The sequence below is a fragment of the Thermomonas sp. S9 genome (assembly GCF_024704365.1).
In the GTDB taxonomy this organism is placed as follows: Bacteria; Pseudomonadota; Gammaproteobacteria; order Xanthomonadales; family Xanthomonadaceae; genus Thermomonas.
Window position 1 is genome coordinate 2,106,821 of sequence record NZ_JAJDFY010000001.1, and the last position, 16,743, is coordinate 2,123,563.

Sequence of the window (16,743 nt, forward strand, 5' to 3'; positions counted from 1 at the left end):
CGCCCGGGAGGCCCCCGGGCGTCTGCATGGCGCACAGTCCAGATCGCGGGATCAGAACTTGTACTTGATGGTCAGCAGGGCCTGCCAGCGCGAGATCACGCGCGCCGGGTTCGAGTAGGTGTCATACACGCCGAAGCTCTGCCAGGCGGGGCTGGTCGGGGTACCAATGTCGTACACGTACTGGCAGTTGGTCGGGCAGGTGCCGGTGACGTCGGTGACATAGGCCAGGCGACGGGTGCCGAAGAAGCCCAGGCCATTCTGCTGGCCCCAGTTCTTGTTGAGCAGGTTCAGGAAGTTGTAGACGTCTAGGCGCACCACGAACTTGTTGCCCTTGAAGAAGCCGGGCAGCTCCTGCTGGAAGCCCACGTCGAGCTGGTTGATCCAGGGCTGGTGCGACTTGTTGCGTTCTGCGATCTGGCCACGACGGGAGTTCAGGTACGGATCGCTGCTGATGAGCGCCTGGAACGCATCGATCTGCGCCTGGGTGGTCCCCGGCTTGTAGGTGACCTTGGGATCGTTCAGGGTCGGGATATACGCCAGGTCGACGTTGCTGATGCCATCGCCGTTCACGTCGTTACCGAAAGTCCAGCTGTACGGCAGGCCGCTGCGACCGTTGTAGTACACCGAGATCGTGGTCTTGTAGTCACCGAAGAAGGCATGGTCCCAGTTCAGCGACGCCTTGACCGACAGCGGAACCTCGAAGCGCGAGGTCGCCTCGACCGAATCGTTCGGGTTCACCCGCGCCACGTAGTTGTAGTTCGAGAACGCCTGCGAGGCGGTGCCCGGCATGACCTCGGTGCTGCGGGTCTGGGTGATGCTGAAGCTGCCGCGGAAGCCGTTGTCCATCACCTTCGACAGGGTCAGGGTCAGCGAGTCGGTATGACCCTTGTCGGTGTTGGTCAGCAGGGTCGAACGGGTGTTGATCTCGGCGTAGGCGCCGTTGTTGGTGCCCGAGCCGATCGACGTGGTGCTGGAGTTCGGATAGGTCTTCCAGTAGGAATCACGCCCATCCGGCAACGCCCCATTGGGCACGCCCACGTTCGGAATCAGGTAATTGATCGCGTCCTTGGCCTGGAGGTGCTGGTAGTCGAGGCTGGCGGTGATGCCCCACAGCCAGGGCAACTCGGCATCGAAGCCCAGGCTGAACTTCCAGGCCGTGGGCAGCTTGAAGTTCGGGTCCACCACGTCGATCTGGCAGACCGCATTGGTCGCGCACACCCCGGAAGCCACCGCGGTCGGGCCCGGCTGGTTGTTCGGGTCCGGGCTGAACGGGTCCGCGCTCGGATTGGTGCCGCTGTACTGCTTGGACGAGACCACGCCGTTGTTGGTGTACGGGTTGGTCATCCACACGTAGGGCGGCACGGTCTGGAACAGGCCGGCGCCACCGCGCAGCTGCATCCTGTTCTCGGTCGGGAAGGTGTAGTTGAACGCGAAGCGCGGCTCGATCACCTTGTTCTTCGATCCGAGCGTGGTGTTGCTGGGATAGCCGAAGCGGCTCTCCCACACCGGCGCGCCCGGGGTGGCGCCCGGCGCGGTGTTGGTGCTGCTCTCCACCGCAACCGGCGGCGCGTGGTCGGCCTTCGGGATGTTGATACGCACGCCGAACACCAGCGACAGGTTGTCGGTCACCTGCCAGGTGTCCTGCAGGAACGGACTGATCTGGGTGTACTTCCAGGTGCCGGCACTGTCGGCCAGGGTCACGCCGGTCGGCAGGTAGTTCTTGACGAACGAGTAGTAGTCCTTGGCCAGGATCTCGTCGACCACCGAGCCGTTGTTGTTCTTGTCGTAGAAGCTGTAGGACCCGTGCAGCAGCTGGCCGAACACGTTGGCCACCTTGTTGCTCAGGAAGTCCACGCCACCCTTGATCACGTGGTCGCCGGCGTAATAGGTGCCGGAGAAGGTACCGCTGATGCGCTTGCTGTCGATCGAGTTCTCGTGGCGGAAACGATCCTCGCCACCGATCACGCGCGGCGCGGAGCCGCTGACCGCGCTGGAATTGGACGCATTGCTGCACTGGCTGGCGGTGGCGGTGAAGCAGGCATAGACCTCGGGCTGGTTGATCGCCGCGCCGTTGTTGGCCTGATAGTGCTGGTAGCCCAGCTTCAACTCGGTGCTGAAGTTCTCGGTCCAGTCGCTGAACAGCTGCACCGAGTAGTTGTCGGTCTTGTTGGCGATGGTGTACCAGTTGCTGGGCAGGATGGCGATGTAGTCGCGCGCATACGAGCTGTACGGGGTGGGCCGCTTCTCGTCGGTGCGCTGGAAGGTGAAGCTGGCGCGGTGGTTGTCGTTGATGTTCCAGTCCAGCTTGGCCAGGGTGCGCTTGTTGTCCAGCGCCGCGGCGACGTCGCCGTAAGTGCCCACCTTGAGGCCGATGGCATCGAACGCCGCGGCCACGTCGGCCACCTGCTGCGTCGTCAGCTTGCCGCTGGTGACGGCATCGGTTCCCACGCCGGCCAGGCCGCTGATCTTCTGCTCCTCGAAAGAAGTGAAGAAGAACAGCTTGTCCTTGATGATCGGGCCGCCGAAAGTGAAGCCGGTGGTCTCGTTCTTGTCGAAGCCCTTGTAGGCAGGGCCGCCGCGACGGCCCACCATGCTGCTGGCATCGGTCAGCGCGTAGTACAGCGAGCCATGGAACTGATTGGTACCGGACTTGGTGACGGCGTTGATGCTGGCACCGACGGAATCGTTGGTGACGTCGAAGCCGGTGATCTTGATGTCATACGCAGCGATCGTATCCGGCGAGATCGGCGAGCCGGTGAAGCCCAGGCCGTTGGCGTTCAGGCCGAACGGGTCGTTCACCGACAGGCCGTCCACACTGATGCTGTTGTAGCGGTTGTTCTGGCCGCTGACCGAGATCGAGCCGTCGTTCTGGTCAGTGACGGTGACGCGCGGATCCAGGCGCGCGATGTCGTCCAGCGAACGGTTGCCGCTGACCGCGGTCTCCAGCTGGCGACCGCTGATCGAGGTGCTGATGCCACGGTTGTTGGGGTCGAACAGGTAGCTGCTCGCATCGCCCACCACGACCACCTTGTCCAGATCCTTCGACACCGGCGCCAGCGAGGCATTGACGGTACTGACCTGGTTCAGCTCCAGATACACCCCATCCTCGGTCTTGGTGCCCTCGCCCGGCTTGCTGATGGTGATCTTGTACGGGCCGCCCACGCGCAGGCCGCGGGCGTTGTAGCGGCCGTTGGCGTCGGTGGTGGCGCGGCTGACCGTGCCGGATTCCACGTGCACGATGGTGACCTCGGCGCCGGCCACGGGCTGGCCGTTGGCGCCGGTCACCTGGCCGGCGAGGCCGGACGAGGTGCTCTGCGCGAACACGGGAGCCGCGGCGAGCGCGACCATCAGGCCCAGCGACAGCTTCGACAGCCGGACGCGGTTCAGGTGGTTCATGGTATGACCTCTAAACGGTTGTAAGAAAAAGACAGCAGACGAATCGGCACAGGCACCGGCGCGCCCGCTCCCTGCGGTCACCGGCCCGTCTTGGTGGGGTTCCCGGGTGCCGTACTGCGGCGTCCGGGATCACCAAAGTTTAACATGCTAAGGGCCCGTTATGACGCCGCCATGACAGGCCCATGCGCCTGTCATCCTTCCCCCATCACCAGCCCCTCAGGCCGCGGCGCGCAGGTAGCTGGAAATCCCGTCCAGGAACATCTGCACCGACAGCGCGACGATCACCATGCCCATCAGGCGCTCCAGCGCGGTCAGCGCGCGGGTGCCCAGCAGCTTCTTCAGCCAGGTGGCGAAAAACAGGATGATGGCGGTGGCCCCCCAGGCCAGGGTCAGGGCCAGCATCCAGTCGCCCATCCGGCCCGGCTCCTGGCTGCCCAGCAGCATGACCGCCGCCATCCCGGAGGGGCCGGCGATCATCGGGATCGCCAGCGGCACGATGAAGGGCTCGCCGCCCGGCACCTCGCCCATCACCCCGTCCGCGGTCGGGAAGATCATCCGCAAGCCGATCAGGAACAGCACGATGCCGCCGGCGATCGACACCGACTCCTGACGCAGGTGCATCAGCTCCAGCGCGTACTGGCCGCCCCACAGGAACAACATCAGCACGATGAGCGCGATCAGCAGCTCGCGCAGCAGGACCCTGCGCTGGCGCTCCGCCGGCACGCCCTTGAACAGGCTGAGCAGGACCGGGATGTTGCCCAGCGGGTCCAGGATGAAGAACAGCAGGACGGCGGCGGAAAGGACGGTCATGCCGCGGCCACCTCGCGCACCCGCCCGCGCCAAGCCGCGCCGGCCGGGGACAGCAGCTCCACGCAGGCGGCGGCGTGACTCGGCGGGCGGACGCGCTTCGCGATCGGCATTGGCCTGGTAGGCGCGCGCCCGCAGACCGGTGCGCAGCGGCCCCGGGCGCAGCCCGCTGATGCGCGGCCCGGCCTCGCCCAGTTCGGCCTGCAGCATGCCGATCAATGCCGCCTGCCCGGCCTGCGCCAGGCCATATCCGCCCCAGAAGGCGCCGCTGGTGCGCGCCGGGTCGTCCAGCACGAAGACCGCCGCCCCGGCATCGGCCTTCGCCAGCAGCGGCAGGCAGGCCTGGGTCAGCCACCAGCGGGCGGTCAGATCGACATGGAGGGCGCGCGCGAAATCGGCCGGATCGGTATGCAGCAGTGGTGTCAGCCCCTTGAACTCGGCGGCGCAGTGCAGCAACCCGTCGAGCCGGCCGAACTCGCGCTCCAGGGTCTGCGCCAGCTGGTCGTAATCGTCGGGCGAGGCGCCTTCCAGATCCAGCGGATACAGCGCGGGCTCCGGCCCGGCCGCCCGCACCGCGTCATACACGCGGTTGAGCGCGGCAATCCGACGCCCGAGCAGGACCACGGTCGCCCCGGCCCCGGCGCAGGCCACGGCCGCGGCGGCGCCCAGCCCGCCGGCGGCGCCACTCACCAGGACGATGCGATCCTGCAGCGCGCCCGGCACGCTCAGGCCTTCCGCGCGTCGGCCACCAGCCGCGCCAGCTCGCCGGATTCGGCCAACTCCACGGTGATGTCGCAACCGCCGATCAGCTCGCCGTTGATGAACAGCTGCGGGAAGGTCGGCCAGTCGGAATAGCGCGGCAGATTGGCGCGAATCTCCGGCTCCTCCAGCACGTTCACGGCATGCAGGTCGGTGGCGCCGGCCGCCTTCAGCGCCTGCACCGCGCGGCTGGAGAACCCGCACATCGGGAACTGCGGGGTGCCCTTCATGAACAGCACGATGGGATGATTTTCGATGATCGCGCGGATGCGCTCTTCCACGGACATGGACGACATGCGGGTGAACTCCTGCAACGGTGCGGCCTGCCGGTTTCACCTCTCGGCAACGGGCGCGGCGGATACAATGTGCCATTGTAAGTCGTTCGCGCGGCCGTGGCCGCGCCCCACCCAACCCCCAGGAGTCCGCCGTGGCCATCGAACTGCCCGCCCTGCCCTACGACCGCACCGCGCTCGGCCGCACATCTCGGCCGAGACCATCGACTACCACTACGGCAAGCACCACCAGGCCTACGTCACCAACCTCAACGGCATGATCGCCGGCACCGAGTTTGCGGACATGCCGCTGGAGGACATCATCCGCAAGTCGCAGGGCGGCATGTTCAACAACGCAGCGCAGGTGTGGAACCACAGCTTCTACTGGAACTGCCTGAAGCCGGCCGGCGGCGGCGAACCCACCGGCAAGCTGGCCGAGGCGATCAACGCCGCGTTCGGCAGCTTCGCCGCGTTCAAGGAGGCCTTTACCAAGACCGCTATCGGCACCTTCGGTTCCGGCTGGGCCTGGCTGGTGCAGCGCCCGGACGGCGCGCTGGCGCTGGTCAGCACCTCCAACGCGGCCACTCCGCTGACCGGCGAGGACACCCCGCTGCTCACCTGCGACGTGTGGGAGCACGCCTATTACATCGACTACCGCAATGCCCGCCCGAAGTACATGGACGCGTTCTGGAACCTGGTGAACTGGGATTTCGTGGCGGCCCAGATGAAGTAAGCCGTCCAGGCATTCCATGTGTAGAAACGGCCGGGGCGACCCGGCCGTTTGCGTTTGCGCGATTCCCTACGGCGTGACGGCCTCACGCCGTCAGCCGTGCGACCACCGGGGCCACCTGCGCCTGCCGGCCCAGCGCCTCACCGACACGCCGCAGCGATGCCGCCAGCGCCGCCGGGTGCTCGGCGCGCAGGGTGGCGTGGCCGACCTTGCGGCCCGCGCGCGGCTGCTTGCCGTAATCGTGCCAGTGGCCGCCCGCCTCGCGCAGCACCGGGCCGGCGTCTGGCATCGCGCCGATCCAGTTGAGCATGCAGGCATGACCGACCATGCGGGTATCGCCCAGCGGCAGGCCCAGCACCGCGCGCAGGTGGTTCTGGAACTGGCTGGTCTCGCTGCCCTCGATGGTCCAGTGCCCGGAGTTGTGCACGCGCGGCGCCATCTCGTTGGCCAGCAGCTCGCCGTCGCGGCAGAACAGCTCCAGCGCGAACACGCCGACGTAGTCCAGCGCCTCGGCCAGCTTGCGCGCATGGGACAAGGCGGTATCGCGCTGCGCGCCGTCCACCGGCGCGGGCGCCAGGCTGGCCGAGAGCACGCCATCGACATGCCAGTTCTCGGTCAGCGGCCAGGCGCGGAACTCGCCGTCGCGGCCGCGCACGGCCACCACCGACAGCTCGCGCTGGAAGGCGACGAAGCCTTCGAGGATCAGCCCCACCTTCGCCGCCTGCGCGCCCAGCGCGTCCCAGGCAGCCTCCACGTCGGCCGGGGTCTTGATGCGGAACTGGCCCTTGCCGTCGTAGCCCAGCCGGCGCGTCTTGAGGATGCAGGGCGTGCCGAGCGCGGCCACCGCGGCGTCCAGCGCGGCGCGGTCGGGCACGTCCGCGAACGGCGGCACCGGGATGCCCAGCTCGCGGAACAGGGTCTTCTCGGCCAGCCGGTCCTGCGCGGTGGCGAGCGCGCGCGGGGTCGGGAACACCGGCACCTTGCCGGTGAGCCACTCCGCGGACTCGGCCGGCACGTTCTCGAAATCGAAGGTCGCCACGTCGATCCGCGAGGCGAACTCCTCCAGCGCGGCGCGGTCGGTGTAATCGCCCACCACCATCGGCGCGAACTGCCCGGCGCAGGCGTCGCTGGCGCTGTCGAGGACGAGGAAGCGCAGGCCCAGCGGCGCGCCGGCCAGGGCCAGCATGCGCGCCAGCTGGCCGCCGCCGAGGATACCGACGGTGGTCATCGCGGCCTCACCGCTCATGCGCGCGGGTCGTCGTTGTTCACGACGTCCTCGGTCTGCTTGGCGCGGAAGGCGGCCAGCGCCGCGCCGATGGCGGGAAACTCGGCGGCCAGCATCGCCGCCGCGAACAGCGCGGCATTGGCGGCGCCGGCATGGCCGATGGCGAAGGTGGCCACGGGAATACCGGCCGGCATCTGCACGATCGACAGCAGCGAATCCATCCCGTTCAGCGCCTTGCTTTGCACCGGCACGCCCAGCACCGGCAGCGCGGTCTTGGCCGCCAACATGCCCGGCAGGTGCGCGGCACCGCCGGCGCCGGCGATGATCGCGCGCAGGCCACGTGCGGCCGCGCCCTCGGCGTAGGAGAACAGCACGTCCGGCGTGCGGTGCGCGGACACCACCTTCACCTCGTGCGGCACGCCCAGCGCCTCCAGCCGCGCGGCGGCGTGCTGCATGGTGTCCCAGTCCGAGCGCGAGCCCATGACGATGCCGACCAGCGGGGCGGCGGTGTTGACGGCAGGCATGACCATTCCCGATCGCGTAAGCGCGTAAAGACGTATTCTAACGGCCCCCGTCCACCATTGCCTTTCGCCGATGGACCGCAAGCTGCTCGATCTCCTCGCCTGCCCGGCCACCCGTCAACCGCTGTCGCTGCTGGAAGCCGACGGGCTGGACGCGCTCAACCGCGCGATCGCCGCCGGCCAGGTGACGCGCAGCGACGGCACGCCCCAGCGCGAGCCGCTGCGCGAGGCGCTGGTGACCCGCGACCGCAAGACCGCCTACCGCATCGACGACGGCATCCCGGTGCTGCTGGTGGAGGAGGCGATCGCCACCGCGCAGGCGGACGGATTCCCCGCGGCATGAGCGCGCCGGTCGCGCCGCCCGATGCGGCCGTGGTGGCGGCCAACGTGGCCGCCGCGCTGGCCGAGGACATCGGCCCCGGCGACGCCACTGCCCTGCTGCTGGACGATGCCGCGGACGAGGCCTACCTGCTGTGCAAGGAGGACTGCGTGGTGGCCGGGCGGCCGTGGTTCGACGCCTGCCACCGCGCGCTGGATCCCGCCGTGCGCATCGACTGGCGCTGCGCGGAAGGCGACCGCATCGCCAAGGGCACCGTCATCGCCACCCTGCAGGGCCACCGCCGCGCGCTGGTCAGCGCCGAGCGCGCCTCGCTCAATTTCCTGCAGACGCTCAGCGGCACCGCCACCACCACCGCGCGCCACGTGGACGCGGTGCGTGGCACCGGCGCGGCCATCCTCGACACCCGCAAGACCCTGCCGGGCCTGCGCGTGGCGCAGAAGTACGCGGTGCGGGTCGGCGGCGGCACGAACCACCGCATGGCGCTGTACGACGCAGTGATGCTCAAGGAGAACCACATCCGCGCCTTCGGCTCGGTGGCCGCGGCCATCGCGCGCGCGCGCGCTGCACCCGGCGCTGCCGCTGATCGTGGAAGTCGAGACGCTGGACGAACTGCGGCAGGCGCTGGGCACCGGCTGCACCCGTATCCTGATCGACGATTTCGACGCCGCAACCCGCCGCGAGGCGGTGCGGATCGCCAAGGGCGCGCCCTACCACGGACGCATCCCGCTGGAGGTCTCGGGCGGGGTGGACATGGCCAGCCTGCGCGCGATCGCCGAGGACGGGGTGGACTGCATCTCGATCGGCGGCCTCACCAAGCACGTCCACGCCATCGATTTCTCGTTGAAACTCGGCCCCCGCCCCCAGCTTGACGCGATGCCCACCCTGCTCGTCCTGATGCTCGTCGGCGCCGCCGGCTTCTTCTTTTCACGGCGTCCCGCGCGGCCGCCGAGCGCGCCGCCGAAATCGGCCGCGACGCCTGCGCGGCGGCCGGGGTGCAATGGCTGGACCAGTCGGTACACGCCGCCGGCATCCGCCTGCGCCGGCGCGAGGACGGCTGGCTGGGGCTGGAACGCAGCTTCCGCTTCGAATACTCCGAAGACGGGCAGGACCGCCACGTGGGGCAGATCGTGCTGCTGGGCGGCAAACTGGTGCGCTTCAGCGGCCCGACCCGCGCCGCGCAGGCGGTGGTGCGCACGCTGCCCTCGGACTGAAGGCGCACCCCACCGGGGCGCCTGCGGCGGCGCAAGCCCGGCCGCGAAGCGCGCGGCGCTTGCCTACTTCACGATGCGCAGGTGGCCACGACGCGGCGGCGGGCGGTCGTCGTCGCCATCGCCCGAAGTCGCCTCCGCATCGGATTCGGACTCATCGACCACTTCGGGATCATAATCGGCGTGCAGGGCGCCCAGACCCTCGTGCTCCGCGTCCGCCTCTTGCGCCGCCGCAGGCGGCAACAGATCCTGCGGCAACGCCATGCCCTGGCCGGTTTCGCGCGCGTAGATGGCGATCACCGCCGGCAGCGGCACCACCACGTTGTGGCTGACGCCGCCGAAGCGCGCCGAGAACCGCAGCGCGTCGTTGTCCATCTGCAGATGTCCCACCGCGCGCGCGGCGATGTTCAGCACCACCTGCCCGTCCTTGACCGTGTGCGGCGGCACCCGCACGCCCGGCACGCGCGCATCCACCAGCACGTGCGGGGTCATGTCGTTGTCGGCGATCCATTCGTACAGCGCGCGCAGCAGATAGGGGCGCTGCGAGCTCATCACCGGCATCGGGGGCTGCTTCTCCATGCTCAGGCAGGAAGCGCGCGCAGCTGCTTTCCTGCGGCGTCAGGCTGCGCTCGAAGCCGGGATTGCGGAAGATGCGGTTGCCGTAGTCCTCGATCGCCTTGCCGTCCTTCGGCAGCGGGATGCCCAGGGCGTCCAGCCGCCAGATGATCGGGGCCATCGCGCAGTCGGCCAGGCTCATCTCGCCGTTGAGGAAGAACTTGCTGGCCTTGAACAGCGGCAGCGCGGCGGTCAGCAGCTCCTTCAGGCGCTTGCGCCCGGCTTCGGCCTGCTGCTTGCTGCCGAGCTGGATGGCCTGCACCTGCGGCACCCAGTCGTGCTCGATGCGCAGCATGGCCAGGCGCAGGCGCGCCCGCGACAGCGGGTCCACCGGCATCAGCGGCGGGTGCGGGTAGCGCTCGTCGAGATATTCGCTGACCACGCTGGCGGCGTACAGCACCAGGTCGCGCTCCACCAGGGTCGGCACCGAGTGGTAGGGATTGAGGTCGATCAGGTCCTCGGGCGGGTTCTGCGGGTCCACCGGGATCAGGTCGTAGGCCACGCCCTTCGCCGCCAGCACCAGGCGCACGCGGTGGCACAGCACGTCATCGACAGCGGAAAACAGGGTCAAGGCGTTTCGCATGCGCGGACTCACAGCCATCATCAGGATCACTCCCACGCCCGGCCGATGCCGGACGCACCTGCGCCACCCGCACGCTGCGGACAGCCGTCAAGCGTCGTTCCCTGCGGCGGGCGTCCCTGCCACTGGCGCCGCGTCAGTGAACGTCCCGCCAGTATTCATGCTTCAACAGCCACGCCATCAGGGCGAAAAACACCAGGAACAGCACCGCCCAGACGCCCACGCTCTGGCGCTTCAGCGCGACCGGCTCGCCGGCGTACTCGAGGAACGCGGTGATGTCGCGCACGGTGCGGTCGAACTGCGCCGGGGTCTGGGTACCGGCCTGGCTGATGGTGAAGCCCTCCACCGGAAGCTCACCGCCTTCAGTCTTCTTGCCGTACACCGGCTGCTGGATGCCCTGCAGCTCCCACAGCGGGTTCGGCATCGAGGCATTCGGGAACAGGGTGTTGTTCCAGCCCACCGGGCGGCTTTCGTCCACGTAGAAGGACTTGAGGTAGGTGTAGATCCAGTCGCTGCCGCGCACGCGCGCGATCAGCGACAGATCCGGCGGGACCTTGCCGAAGGCGGCCTTGGCCAGTTCCGGCGGCATCGCCGACAGCACGTGGTCGCCGATCTTGCCGCCGCTGAAGTTCAGGTTCTGCATCACCTGGTCTTCGGTCAGGCCCAGGTCCTCGCCGATGCGTGCATAGCGCACGTATTTGAGCGAGTGGCAGCCGCTGCAGTAGTTCATGAACAGGGCCGCACCGCGCTGCAGCGATGCCTTGTCGTTGAGGTCGACGCCCGACTGCTGGAGATCGCCGCCTTCGCTGGCGAAGGCAGTGGCGGACAGCAGCAGGCCAGCCGCGAACAGGGCCGCGCGCGCCAGCAGGCCGCGCTTGTTGTCGGAGAAATCAGTCATGCATCGTCACCCGTTCCGGCACCGGCCTGGTCTTGTCCAGCTTGGACCACACCGGCATGGTGATGAAAAAAGCGAAATAGAGGAAGGTCAGCACGCGGCCGATGATGGTCTCCACCGGATCCGTGCCGGGACCCGCGCCGATCTTGGCCAGCCACAGGAAGCAGACCGCAAACATCAGCAGCATGGCCCAGCTGAGCCAACCACGGTAGCGGTAGGACTTGACCGGCGACCTGTCCAGCCACGGCACCAGGAACAGGCACACGATCGCGCCGAACATCACCAGCACGCCCCACAGCTTGATGCCGAAGAACGAGGGCACCACCCGCAGCATCGCGTAGTAGGGGGTGAAGTACCACACCGGCTTGATGTGCGCCGGGGTCACCAGCGGGTTGGCCTCGGTGAAGTTGTCATGCTCCAGGAACCAGCCCCCGAAGGTCGGCGCAAAGAAGATGATGAACGCCGCGATGATGAGGAAGCAACCGACGTAGAACAGGTCCTTGACCGTGTAGTACGGATGGAACGGGATGCCGTCCGCCGGCGCGGTCTCCGACCAGCGGTTGCCCTTGGGGCCCTTCTTGATCTCGACGCCGTCCGGGTTGTTCGAGCCGACCTCGTGCAGCGCGAAGATGTGCAGCACCACCAGCAGCAGCAGGACCAGCGGCAGCGCGATCACGTGCAGCGCGAAGAAGCGGTTCAGGGTGGCATCGCCCGGATTGAAATCGCCCATGATCCACTCGGTCAGCCCGCCGCCGATCACCGGGATCGCGCCGAACAGCGAGATGATCACCTTGGCGCCCCAGTAGGACATCTGGCCCCAGGGCAGCACGTAGCCCATGAAGGCCTCGGCCATCAGCACCAGGTAGATCACCATGCCCAGCAGCCACACCAGTTCGCGCGGTTTGCGGTAGCTGCCGTACATCAGCCCGCGGAACATGTGCAGATAGATGACGATGAAGAACAGCGAGGCGCCGGTGCTGTGCATGTAGCGGATCAGCCAGCCCCACTCCACGTCGCGCATGATGTACTCGACGGAGTCGAACGCCTCGGCGGCGCTGGGCTTGTACTGCATGGTCAGGAAGATGCCGGTCAGGATCTGGTTGGCCAGCACCACGATCGACAGCACGCCGAAGATGTACCAGATGTTGAAGTTCTTCGGCGCGTAGTATTCGCTCATGTGCTTGCGGTACGCCGGCATCAAGCCGGGCGCGCGCGCATTGATCCAGTCCATCAGGCCGTCGGCGGTGCGGGTGAGGATGTTCGCCATGGCTTACGCAGCTCCCTTCGGACCGACGCCGATGACGACGATGTTGTCGCCTTCGAAGTGATAGGGCGGCACCGGCAGGTTCAGCGGCGCCGGCTGCGCCTTGAACACACGCCCGGCCAGGTCATAGCGGGACTTGTGGCAGGGGCAGAAATAGCCGCCCTTCCAGTCCGGATCGAACGGCTCGGGCTTGACCTCGGGCTTGAACTCCGGCGCACAGCCCAGGTGGGTGCAGACGCCCACCAGCACCGCGATCTCGGGCTTGATCGAACGGGTTTCGTTCTTGGCGTAGGCCGGCTGGGTGGACGCATCCGAGTGCGGGTCGGCCACCAGCGGATCCATCTCCGGCAGGGTCGCGAGCATGGCCTTGGAGCGCTTGGCGATATAGATCGGCTGGCCGCGCCAGTTCAGGACCAGCTGCTGGCCGTCCTCCAGCGCGCCGATGTCCTGGCTGACCGGAGCCCCGGCAAAGCGCGCACGCGCGCTGGGGTTCCAGGACTTGATGAACGGCACCGCCGCGAACCCGGCACCCACCGCCCCCACCACCGCGGTCGTCGCGGTGAGGAACCGGCGTCGCCCGGTGTTGACCTCTTCGTTCGCCATCCCGCACTCCGTAAAGAAAACTGGATATGCCCCTGGCTGGCAGCCCAAAGGCCGTCAACCAAAAAAGACACTGAAGTGTATATGAACGCTTAACGCGCCGACAATCCGCCCCGCAACGGCGCTCCCGCGCCCGCCAGGGCCCCGCGGTAGCGCTCCGCCAGCACCCCCACCCGCTGCACGTAGCGCTGGGTTTCGCCGTAGGGCGGCACCCCGCCGTACTTGTCCACCGCGCCCTCGCCGGCGTTGTAGCCGGCCGCGGCCAGGGCCAGGTTGCCGTTGAACCGCTTCAGCAGCCAGGCCAGGTACTGCACCCCGCCGCGGATGTTCTGGCCGGCGTCGAAGGCATCCAGCACCCCGAACCGGCGGGCGGTGGCCGGCATCAGCTGCATCAGGCCCTGGGCCCCGACCCGCGAGATCGCATTGGGATTGAACGCGGATTCGGCATGGATGATGGCGCGCACGACCGCCTCCTCCACTCCCGACTCGCGCGCGGCGGCGGCGATTTCGTCGCTGTAGGCGGTGGTGTTGAGGCGCACCGCGCGGAAGTCCACCCCCGGCAGCGCGCCGCAGGCGTAGCAGCGCTCCATATAAGAGTATTGGATGGTGCGGACGGCGGACATCGGCACCCCGACCGGGCGCGCGCTGGTGTAGGTGCGCACACCGTCCTTGCCGACATAGCTGTACACCTGCCCGCGCACCAGCCGCGGCCCCGGGACCGACGCGGGTGTCGCCGCGGGCGGAGGCGCTGCCGATACCGTGGAAGCCGGGACAGAGGGCCGCGCACCCGGCGGGCGCGCCACCTCGGCCAGCGGCGGCGCGGTTGCAGGCGTTGCGGACGGCGCGCGCGCCGGGGCCCGTGACGCGCCCGGACGGTAGCTGCCGAGCAGGCGGCACTGCGCGCCCGGGGGACGCTTGTTGACGTAGCTCACCGCGCCATCGCCGCCCACGCAGCGATAGACATTCCCCGCCAGCGCCGGCGCCCCCGGCGCCAGCAGCAGCAGCAAGATGGCCGCCCGTCCCCTCATGCGGCGGAGTCTCGCCCCGCGCGCCGCGCTTGGCAAGCGTCCGCGCCCACGACCGGCCCCTGCCGCTAGAATGGCCGCCCCACCCCCATCCGGCCCGGACTCATCGCCGCGCCCCGGAGCCCGCCATGACCGACCTGCCCCCCCTGCCCGCCCCGCCACCTGCCGCACCCGCCGCCGGCACCGGCCCGAAGCTGTTCATCCAGACCCACGGCTGCCAGATGAACGAGTACGACTCGGCGCGGATGGCCGATGTGCTGCGTGCCGAAGAGGGCATGCAGCTGACCACGAACGCCGATGAAGCCGACGTGATCCTGATCAATACCTGCTCGATCCGAGAAAAAGCGCAGGAAAAAGTGTTCAGCCAGCTGGGCCGCTGGAAGCAGCTCAAGCAGGGCGGCCGCCCGGTCATCATCGGCGTCGGCGGCTGCGTGGCCAGCCAGGAGGGCGCCGCGATCCTGGAGCGCGCACCTTTTGTTGACCTGGTGTTCGGCCCGCAGACCCTGCACCGGCTGCCGGAGCTGATCCGCGCCCGCCGCGAGCAGGACGCGCCGCAGGTGGACATCAGCTTTCCCGAAATCGAGAAGTTCGACCGCCTGCCGGAACCGCGCGCGGAAGGCCCCACCGCCTTCGTCTCGATCATGGAGGGCTGCTCCAAGTACTGCACCTACTGCGTGGTGCCCTACACCCGCGGCGAGGAAATCAGCCGCCCGTTCGAGTCGGTGCTGACCGAGGTGGCCGAGCTGGCCGCCCAGGGCGTGCGTGAAGTCAACCTGCTGGGGCAGAACGTGAACGCCTACCGCGGCGCGCTGGGTGAGGATGGCGCCACCGCCGACCTGGCGCTGCTGATCCGCGCGATCGCCGAAATCGACGGCATCGGCCGCATCCGCTTCACCACCTCGCACCCGCTGGAGTTCAGCGACTCGCTGATCGAGGCCTACCGCGACGTGCCCAAGCTGGCCAATTACCTGCACCTGCCGGTGCAATCCGGCAGCGACCGCATCCTGGCCGCGATGAAGCGCGGCTACACCGCGCTGGAGTTCAAGCAGAAGATCCGCAAGCTGCGCGCGGTGCGCCCGGACATCTCGATCAGCTCGGACTTCATCGTCGGCTTCCCCGGCGAGACCGCCGCCGATTTCGAGAAGACCATGAAGCTGATCGAGGACGTGGGCTTCGACCAGAGCTTCTCCTTCATCTATTCGCGCCGCCCCGGCACCCCGGCCGCCGACCTCGAGGACACCACCAGCCGCGAGGAGAAGCACGCCCGGCTGGACCGCCTGCAGAAGCACATCACCGCGCACGCGGCGGGCATCTCGCGGGCGATGGTGGGCCGCGTGCAGACGGTACTGGTGGAAGGCCCATCGAAGAAGAATCCGGACGAGTTGACCGGCAAGACCGAGAACATGCGCTCGGTGAACTTCCCGGCGCCGAAGCGACTGGTCGGCCAGTTCGTGGACGTGCTCATCACCGAGGCGCTGTCCAATTCACTGCGCGGGCGGGTGCTGACCCGCGACGCGGCCTGAGCCGGGCCCGGCCATGCACCATCGCGACTTCGTGCTGGAACCCGACGACGCCGAGCGCCTGGCCAACCTGGCCGGCCCGTTCGACGCCCACCTGCGCCTGGCCGAGCTGCGCCTGGGCGTGCAGATCGCCAACCGCGGCAACGTGTTCCGGGTGAGCGCCGAGGATGCCGCCGCCGCCGGGCGCGCCGAGGCCTTCCTGCGCCGGCTGTATGACGATACCGCCGGCGAAGCCCTGGACGAGCACGCCGTGCACCTGCGCCTGGGCGCGTTCGCGGAGCAGGCCGCGCCCGCCGACGGCCATGCCGGGCAGGAGGTGGCGGTACGCATCAAGCGCGGCACCCTGCGCGGGCGCGGGCCCAACCAGCGCAAGTACCTGCAGGCGATCGCCAGCCACGACATCAATTTCGGCGTCGGCCCGGCCGGCACCGGCAAGACCTACCTCGCCGTGGCGATGGCGGTGGACGCGCTGAACCAGTCGCGGGTGCAGCGGGTGGTGCTGGTGCGCCCGGCGGTGGAGGCCGGCGAGAAGCTCGGCTTCCTGCCCGGCGATCTCACCCAGAAGGTCGACCCCTACCTGCGCCCGCTGTACGACGCGCTGTACGAAATGCTGGGCGTGGAGAAGGTGGCGCGCCTGCTGGAACGCAACGTGATCGAGATCGCACCGCTGGCCTATATGCGCGGGCGCACCCTGAACGATGCGTTCGTGATCCTCGACGAGGCGCAGAACACCAGCATCGAGCAGATGAAGATGTTCCTGACCCGGCTGGGCTTCGGCAGCACCGCCGTCATCACCGGCGACATGACCCAGATCGACCTGCCCAGGCACCAGAAGTCCGGCCTGAAGGACGCGGTGGAGGTGCTGCGCGGGGTCGAGGGCGTGAGCTTCACCTTCTTCGAGGCGCGCGACGTGGTCCGGCACCCGCTGGTGGCGCGCATCGTGAACGCCTACGAGGCGCGCGACGCCGCGGCCGAGGGGTAAGATG

The 16,743-nt window shown here is 68.5% G+C and carries 13 protein-coding genes and 5 pseudogenes; 6 read left to right on the forward strand and 12 right to left on the reverse strand.

The window, feature by feature from the left end; translation table 11 throughout:
- Positions 1 to 51 precede the first annotated feature (51 nt).
- From LJB71_RS10455 to grxD, 4 genes and pseudogenes are all read right to left on the reverse strand, one after another.
- Positions 52 to 3,396, reverse strand: a complete 3,345-nt coding sequence (locus tag LJB71_RS10455; protein ID WP_259304142.1) for a TonB-dependent receptor — start codon at positions 3,394 to 3,396, stop codon at positions 52 to 54.
- A gap of 216 nt (positions 3,397 to 3,612) precedes the next feature.
- On the reverse strand, positions 3,613 to 4,206 hold the full coding sequence (locus tag LJB71_RS10460; RefSeq protein ID WP_259304143.1) for a YhgN family NAAT transporter: 594 nt from the start codon (positions 4,204 to 4,206) through the stop codon (positions 3,613 to 3,615).
- 171 nt (positions 4,207 to 4,377) lie between these two features.
- Positions 4,378 to 4,926 (reverse strand): annotated as a pseudogene (locus LJB71_RS10465) (SDR family NAD(P)-dependent oxidoreductase); the annotation flags it as partial.
- Between the two features lie 2 nt (positions 4,927 to 4,928).
- The gene (gene grxD, locus LJB71_RS10470; RefSeq protein ID WP_259304796.1) at positions 4,929 to 5,249 is read right to left on the reverse strand and encodes a Grx4 family monothiol glutaredoxin; all 321 of its coding nucleotides are present in this window, start codon (positions 5,247 to 5,249) and stop codon (positions 4,929 to 4,931) included.
- 140 nt (positions 5,250 to 5,389) lie between these two features.
- Between grxD and LJB71_RS10475 the strand changes: the two are divergent.
- A pseudogene (locus LJB71_RS10475) lies at positions 5,390 to 5,967 on the forward strand (Fe-Mn family superoxide dismutase).
- Positions 5,968 to 6,049: 82 nt separating this feature from the next.
- On the opposite strand, the gene LJB71_RS10480 reads toward LJB71_RS10475, so the two are convergent.
- Together LJB71_RS10480 and purE are read right to left on the reverse strand one after the other, a co-directional pair.
- A complete protein-coding gene (locus tag LJB71_RS10480; RefSeq protein ID WP_259304797.1) occupies positions 6,050 to 7,192 on the reverse strand; it encodes a 5-(carboxyamino)imidazole ribonucleotide synthase in 1,143 nt (380 codons plus the stop codon).
- Between the two features lie 14 nt (positions 7,193 to 7,206).
- Complete coding sequence (purE, locus tag LJB71_RS10485) at positions 7,207 to 7,713, reverse strand: 5-(carboxyamino)imidazole ribonucleotide mutase (protein ID WP_259304144.1); 507 nt, start codon at positions 7,711 to 7,713, stop codon at positions 7,207 to 7,209.
- Positions 7,714 to 7,783: 70 nt separating this feature from the next.
- Here purE and LJB71_RS10490 point away from each other — a divergent pair, with 70 nt between their 5' ends.
- The 3 genes and pseudogenes from LJB71_RS10490 (at position 7,784) to LJB71_RS10500 (ending at position 9,261) form a co-directional block, all read left to right on the forward strand.
- Complete coding sequence (locus LJB71_RS10490; RefSeq protein WP_259304145.1) at positions 7,784 to 8,053, forward strand: Trm112 family protein; 270 nt, start codon at positions 7,784 to 7,786, stop codon at positions 8,051 to 8,053.
- Positions 8,050 to 8,911: pseudogene (gene nadC, locus LJB71_RS10495) on the forward strand (carboxylating nicotinate-nucleotide diphosphorylase); the annotation flags it as partial. The gene LJB71_RS10490 and the pseudogene nadC, both read left to right, overlap by 4 nt.
- A 12-nt stretch (positions 8,912 to 8,923) precedes the next feature.
- Positions 8,924 to 9,261, forward strand: a pseudogene (locus tag LJB71_RS10500) (DUF3301 domain-containing protein).
- 63 nt (positions 9,262 to 9,324) lie between these two features.
- On the opposite strand, the gene LJB71_RS10505 reads toward LJB71_RS10500, so the two are convergent.
- The 6 genes and pseudogenes from LJB71_RS10505 to LJB71_RS10530 all read right to left on the reverse strand — a co-directional run bounded on the left by LJB71_RS10505 (position 9,325) and on the right by LJB71_RS10530 (position 14,240).
- The gene (locus tag LJB71_RS10505) at positions 9,325 to 9,837 is read right to left on the reverse strand and encodes a ClpXP protease specificity-enhancing factor (protein WP_310649446.1); all 513 of its coding nucleotides are present in this window, start codon (positions 9,835 to 9,837) and stop codon (positions 9,325 to 9,327) included.
- Between the two features lie 28 nt (positions 9,838 to 9,865).
- A pseudogene (locus LJB71_RS10510) lies at positions 9,866 to 10,474 on the reverse strand (glutathione S-transferase N-terminal domain-containing protein); the annotation flags it as partial.
- 115 nt (positions 10,475 to 10,589) lie between these two features.
- Complete coding sequence (locus LJB71_RS10515; RefSeq protein WP_259304146.1) at positions 10,590 to 11,351, reverse strand: cytochrome c1; 762 nt, start codon at positions 11,349 to 11,351, stop codon at positions 10,590 to 10,592.
- Complete coding sequence (locus LJB71_RS10520; RefSeq protein ID WP_259304147.1) at positions 11,344 to 12,615, reverse strand: cytochrome bc complex cytochrome b subunit; 1,272 nt, start codon at positions 12,613 to 12,615, stop codon at positions 11,344 to 11,346. Before LJB71_RS10520 ends, LJB71_RS10515 begins: the two co-directional genes overlap by 8 nt.
- A gap of 3 nt (positions 12,616 to 12,618) precedes the next feature.
- Positions 12,619 to 13,215 carry a ubiquinol-cytochrome c reductase iron-sulfur subunit gene (gene petA, locus LJB71_RS10525; RefSeq protein ID WP_259304148.1) on the reverse strand — a complete coding sequence of 199 codons (597 nt, stop codon included), beginning with the start codon at positions 13,213 to 13,215 and terminating at the stop codon, positions 12,619 to 12,621.
- Positions 13,216 to 13,304: 89 nt separating this feature from the next.
- Complete coding sequence (locus LJB71_RS10530; protein ID WP_259304149.1) at positions 13,305 to 14,240, reverse strand: transglycosylase SLT domain-containing protein; 936 nt, start codon at positions 14,238 to 14,240, stop codon at positions 13,305 to 13,307.
- Between the two features lie 125 nt (positions 14,241 to 14,365).
- Here LJB71_RS10530 and miaB point away from each other — a divergent pair, with 125 nt between their 5' ends.
- Positions 14,366 to 15,760: a tRNA (N6-isopentenyl adenosine(37)-C2)-methylthiotransferase MiaB gene (gene miaB / locus LJB71_RS10535; RefSeq protein ID WP_259304150.1), complete on the forward strand. Its 1,395-nt coding sequence runs from the start codon at positions 14,366 to 14,368 to the stop codon at positions 15,758 to 15,760.
- 13 nt (positions 15,761 to 15,773) lie between these two features.
- The gene (locus LJB71_RS10540) at positions 15,774 to 16,739 is read left to right on the forward strand and encodes a PhoH family protein (RefSeq protein WP_259304151.1); all 966 of its coding nucleotides are present in this window, start codon (positions 15,774 to 15,776) and stop codon (positions 16,737 to 16,739) included.
- Positions 16,740 to 16,743: the final 4 nt, after the last annotated feature.

Coding starts and splice junctions, on each gene's coding strand:
- LJB71_RS10455 (WP_259304142.1), bottom strand. CDS start 3,396: ATGAACCACCTGAACCGCGTCCGGCTGTCGAAGCTGTCGCTGGGCCTG.
- LJB71_RS10460 (WP_259304143.1), bottom strand. CDS start 4,206: ATGACCGTCCTTTCCGCCGCCGTCCTGCTGTTCTTCATCCTGGACCCG.
- grxD (WP_259304796.1), bottom strand. CDS start 5,249: ATGTCCGTGGAAGAGCGCATCCGCGCGATCATCGAAAATCATCCCATC.
- LJB71_RS10480 (WP_259304797.1), bottom strand. CDS start 7,192: ATGACCACCGTCGGTATCCTCGGCGGCGGCCAGCTGGCGCGCATGCTG.
- purE (WP_259304144.1), bottom strand. CDS start 7,713: ATGCCTGCCGTCAACACCGCCGCCCCGCTGGTCGGCATCGTCATGGGC.
- LJB71_RS10490 (WP_259304145.1), top strand. CDS start 7,784: ATGGACCGCAAGCTGCTCGATCTCCTCGCCTGCCCGGCCACCCGTCAA.
- LJB71_RS10505 (WP_310649446.1), bottom strand. CDS start 9,837: ATGGAGAAGCAGCCCCCGATGCCGGTGATGAGCTCGCAGCGCCCCTAT.
- LJB71_RS10515 (WP_259304146.1), bottom strand. CDS start 11,351: ATGACTGATTTCTCCGACAACAAGCGCGGCCTGCTGGCGCGCGCGGCC.
- LJB71_RS10520 (WP_259304147.1), bottom strand. CDS start 12,615: ATGGCGAACATCCTCACCCGCACCGCCGACGGCCTGATGGACTGGATC.
- petA (WP_259304148.1), bottom strand. CDS start 13,215: ATGGCGAACGAAGAGGTCAACACCGGGCGACGCCGGTTCCTCACCGCG.
- LJB71_RS10530 (WP_259304149.1), bottom strand. CDS start 14,240: ATGAGGGGACGGGCGGCCATCTTGCTGCTGCTGCTGGCGCCGGGGGCG.
- miaB (WP_259304150.1), top strand. CDS start 14,366: ATGACCGACCTGCCCCCCCTGCCCGCCCCGCCACCTGCCGCACCCGCC.
- LJB71_RS10540 (WP_259304151.1), top strand. CDS start 15,774: ATGCACCATCGCGACTTCGTGCTGGAACCCGACGACGCCGAGCGCCTG.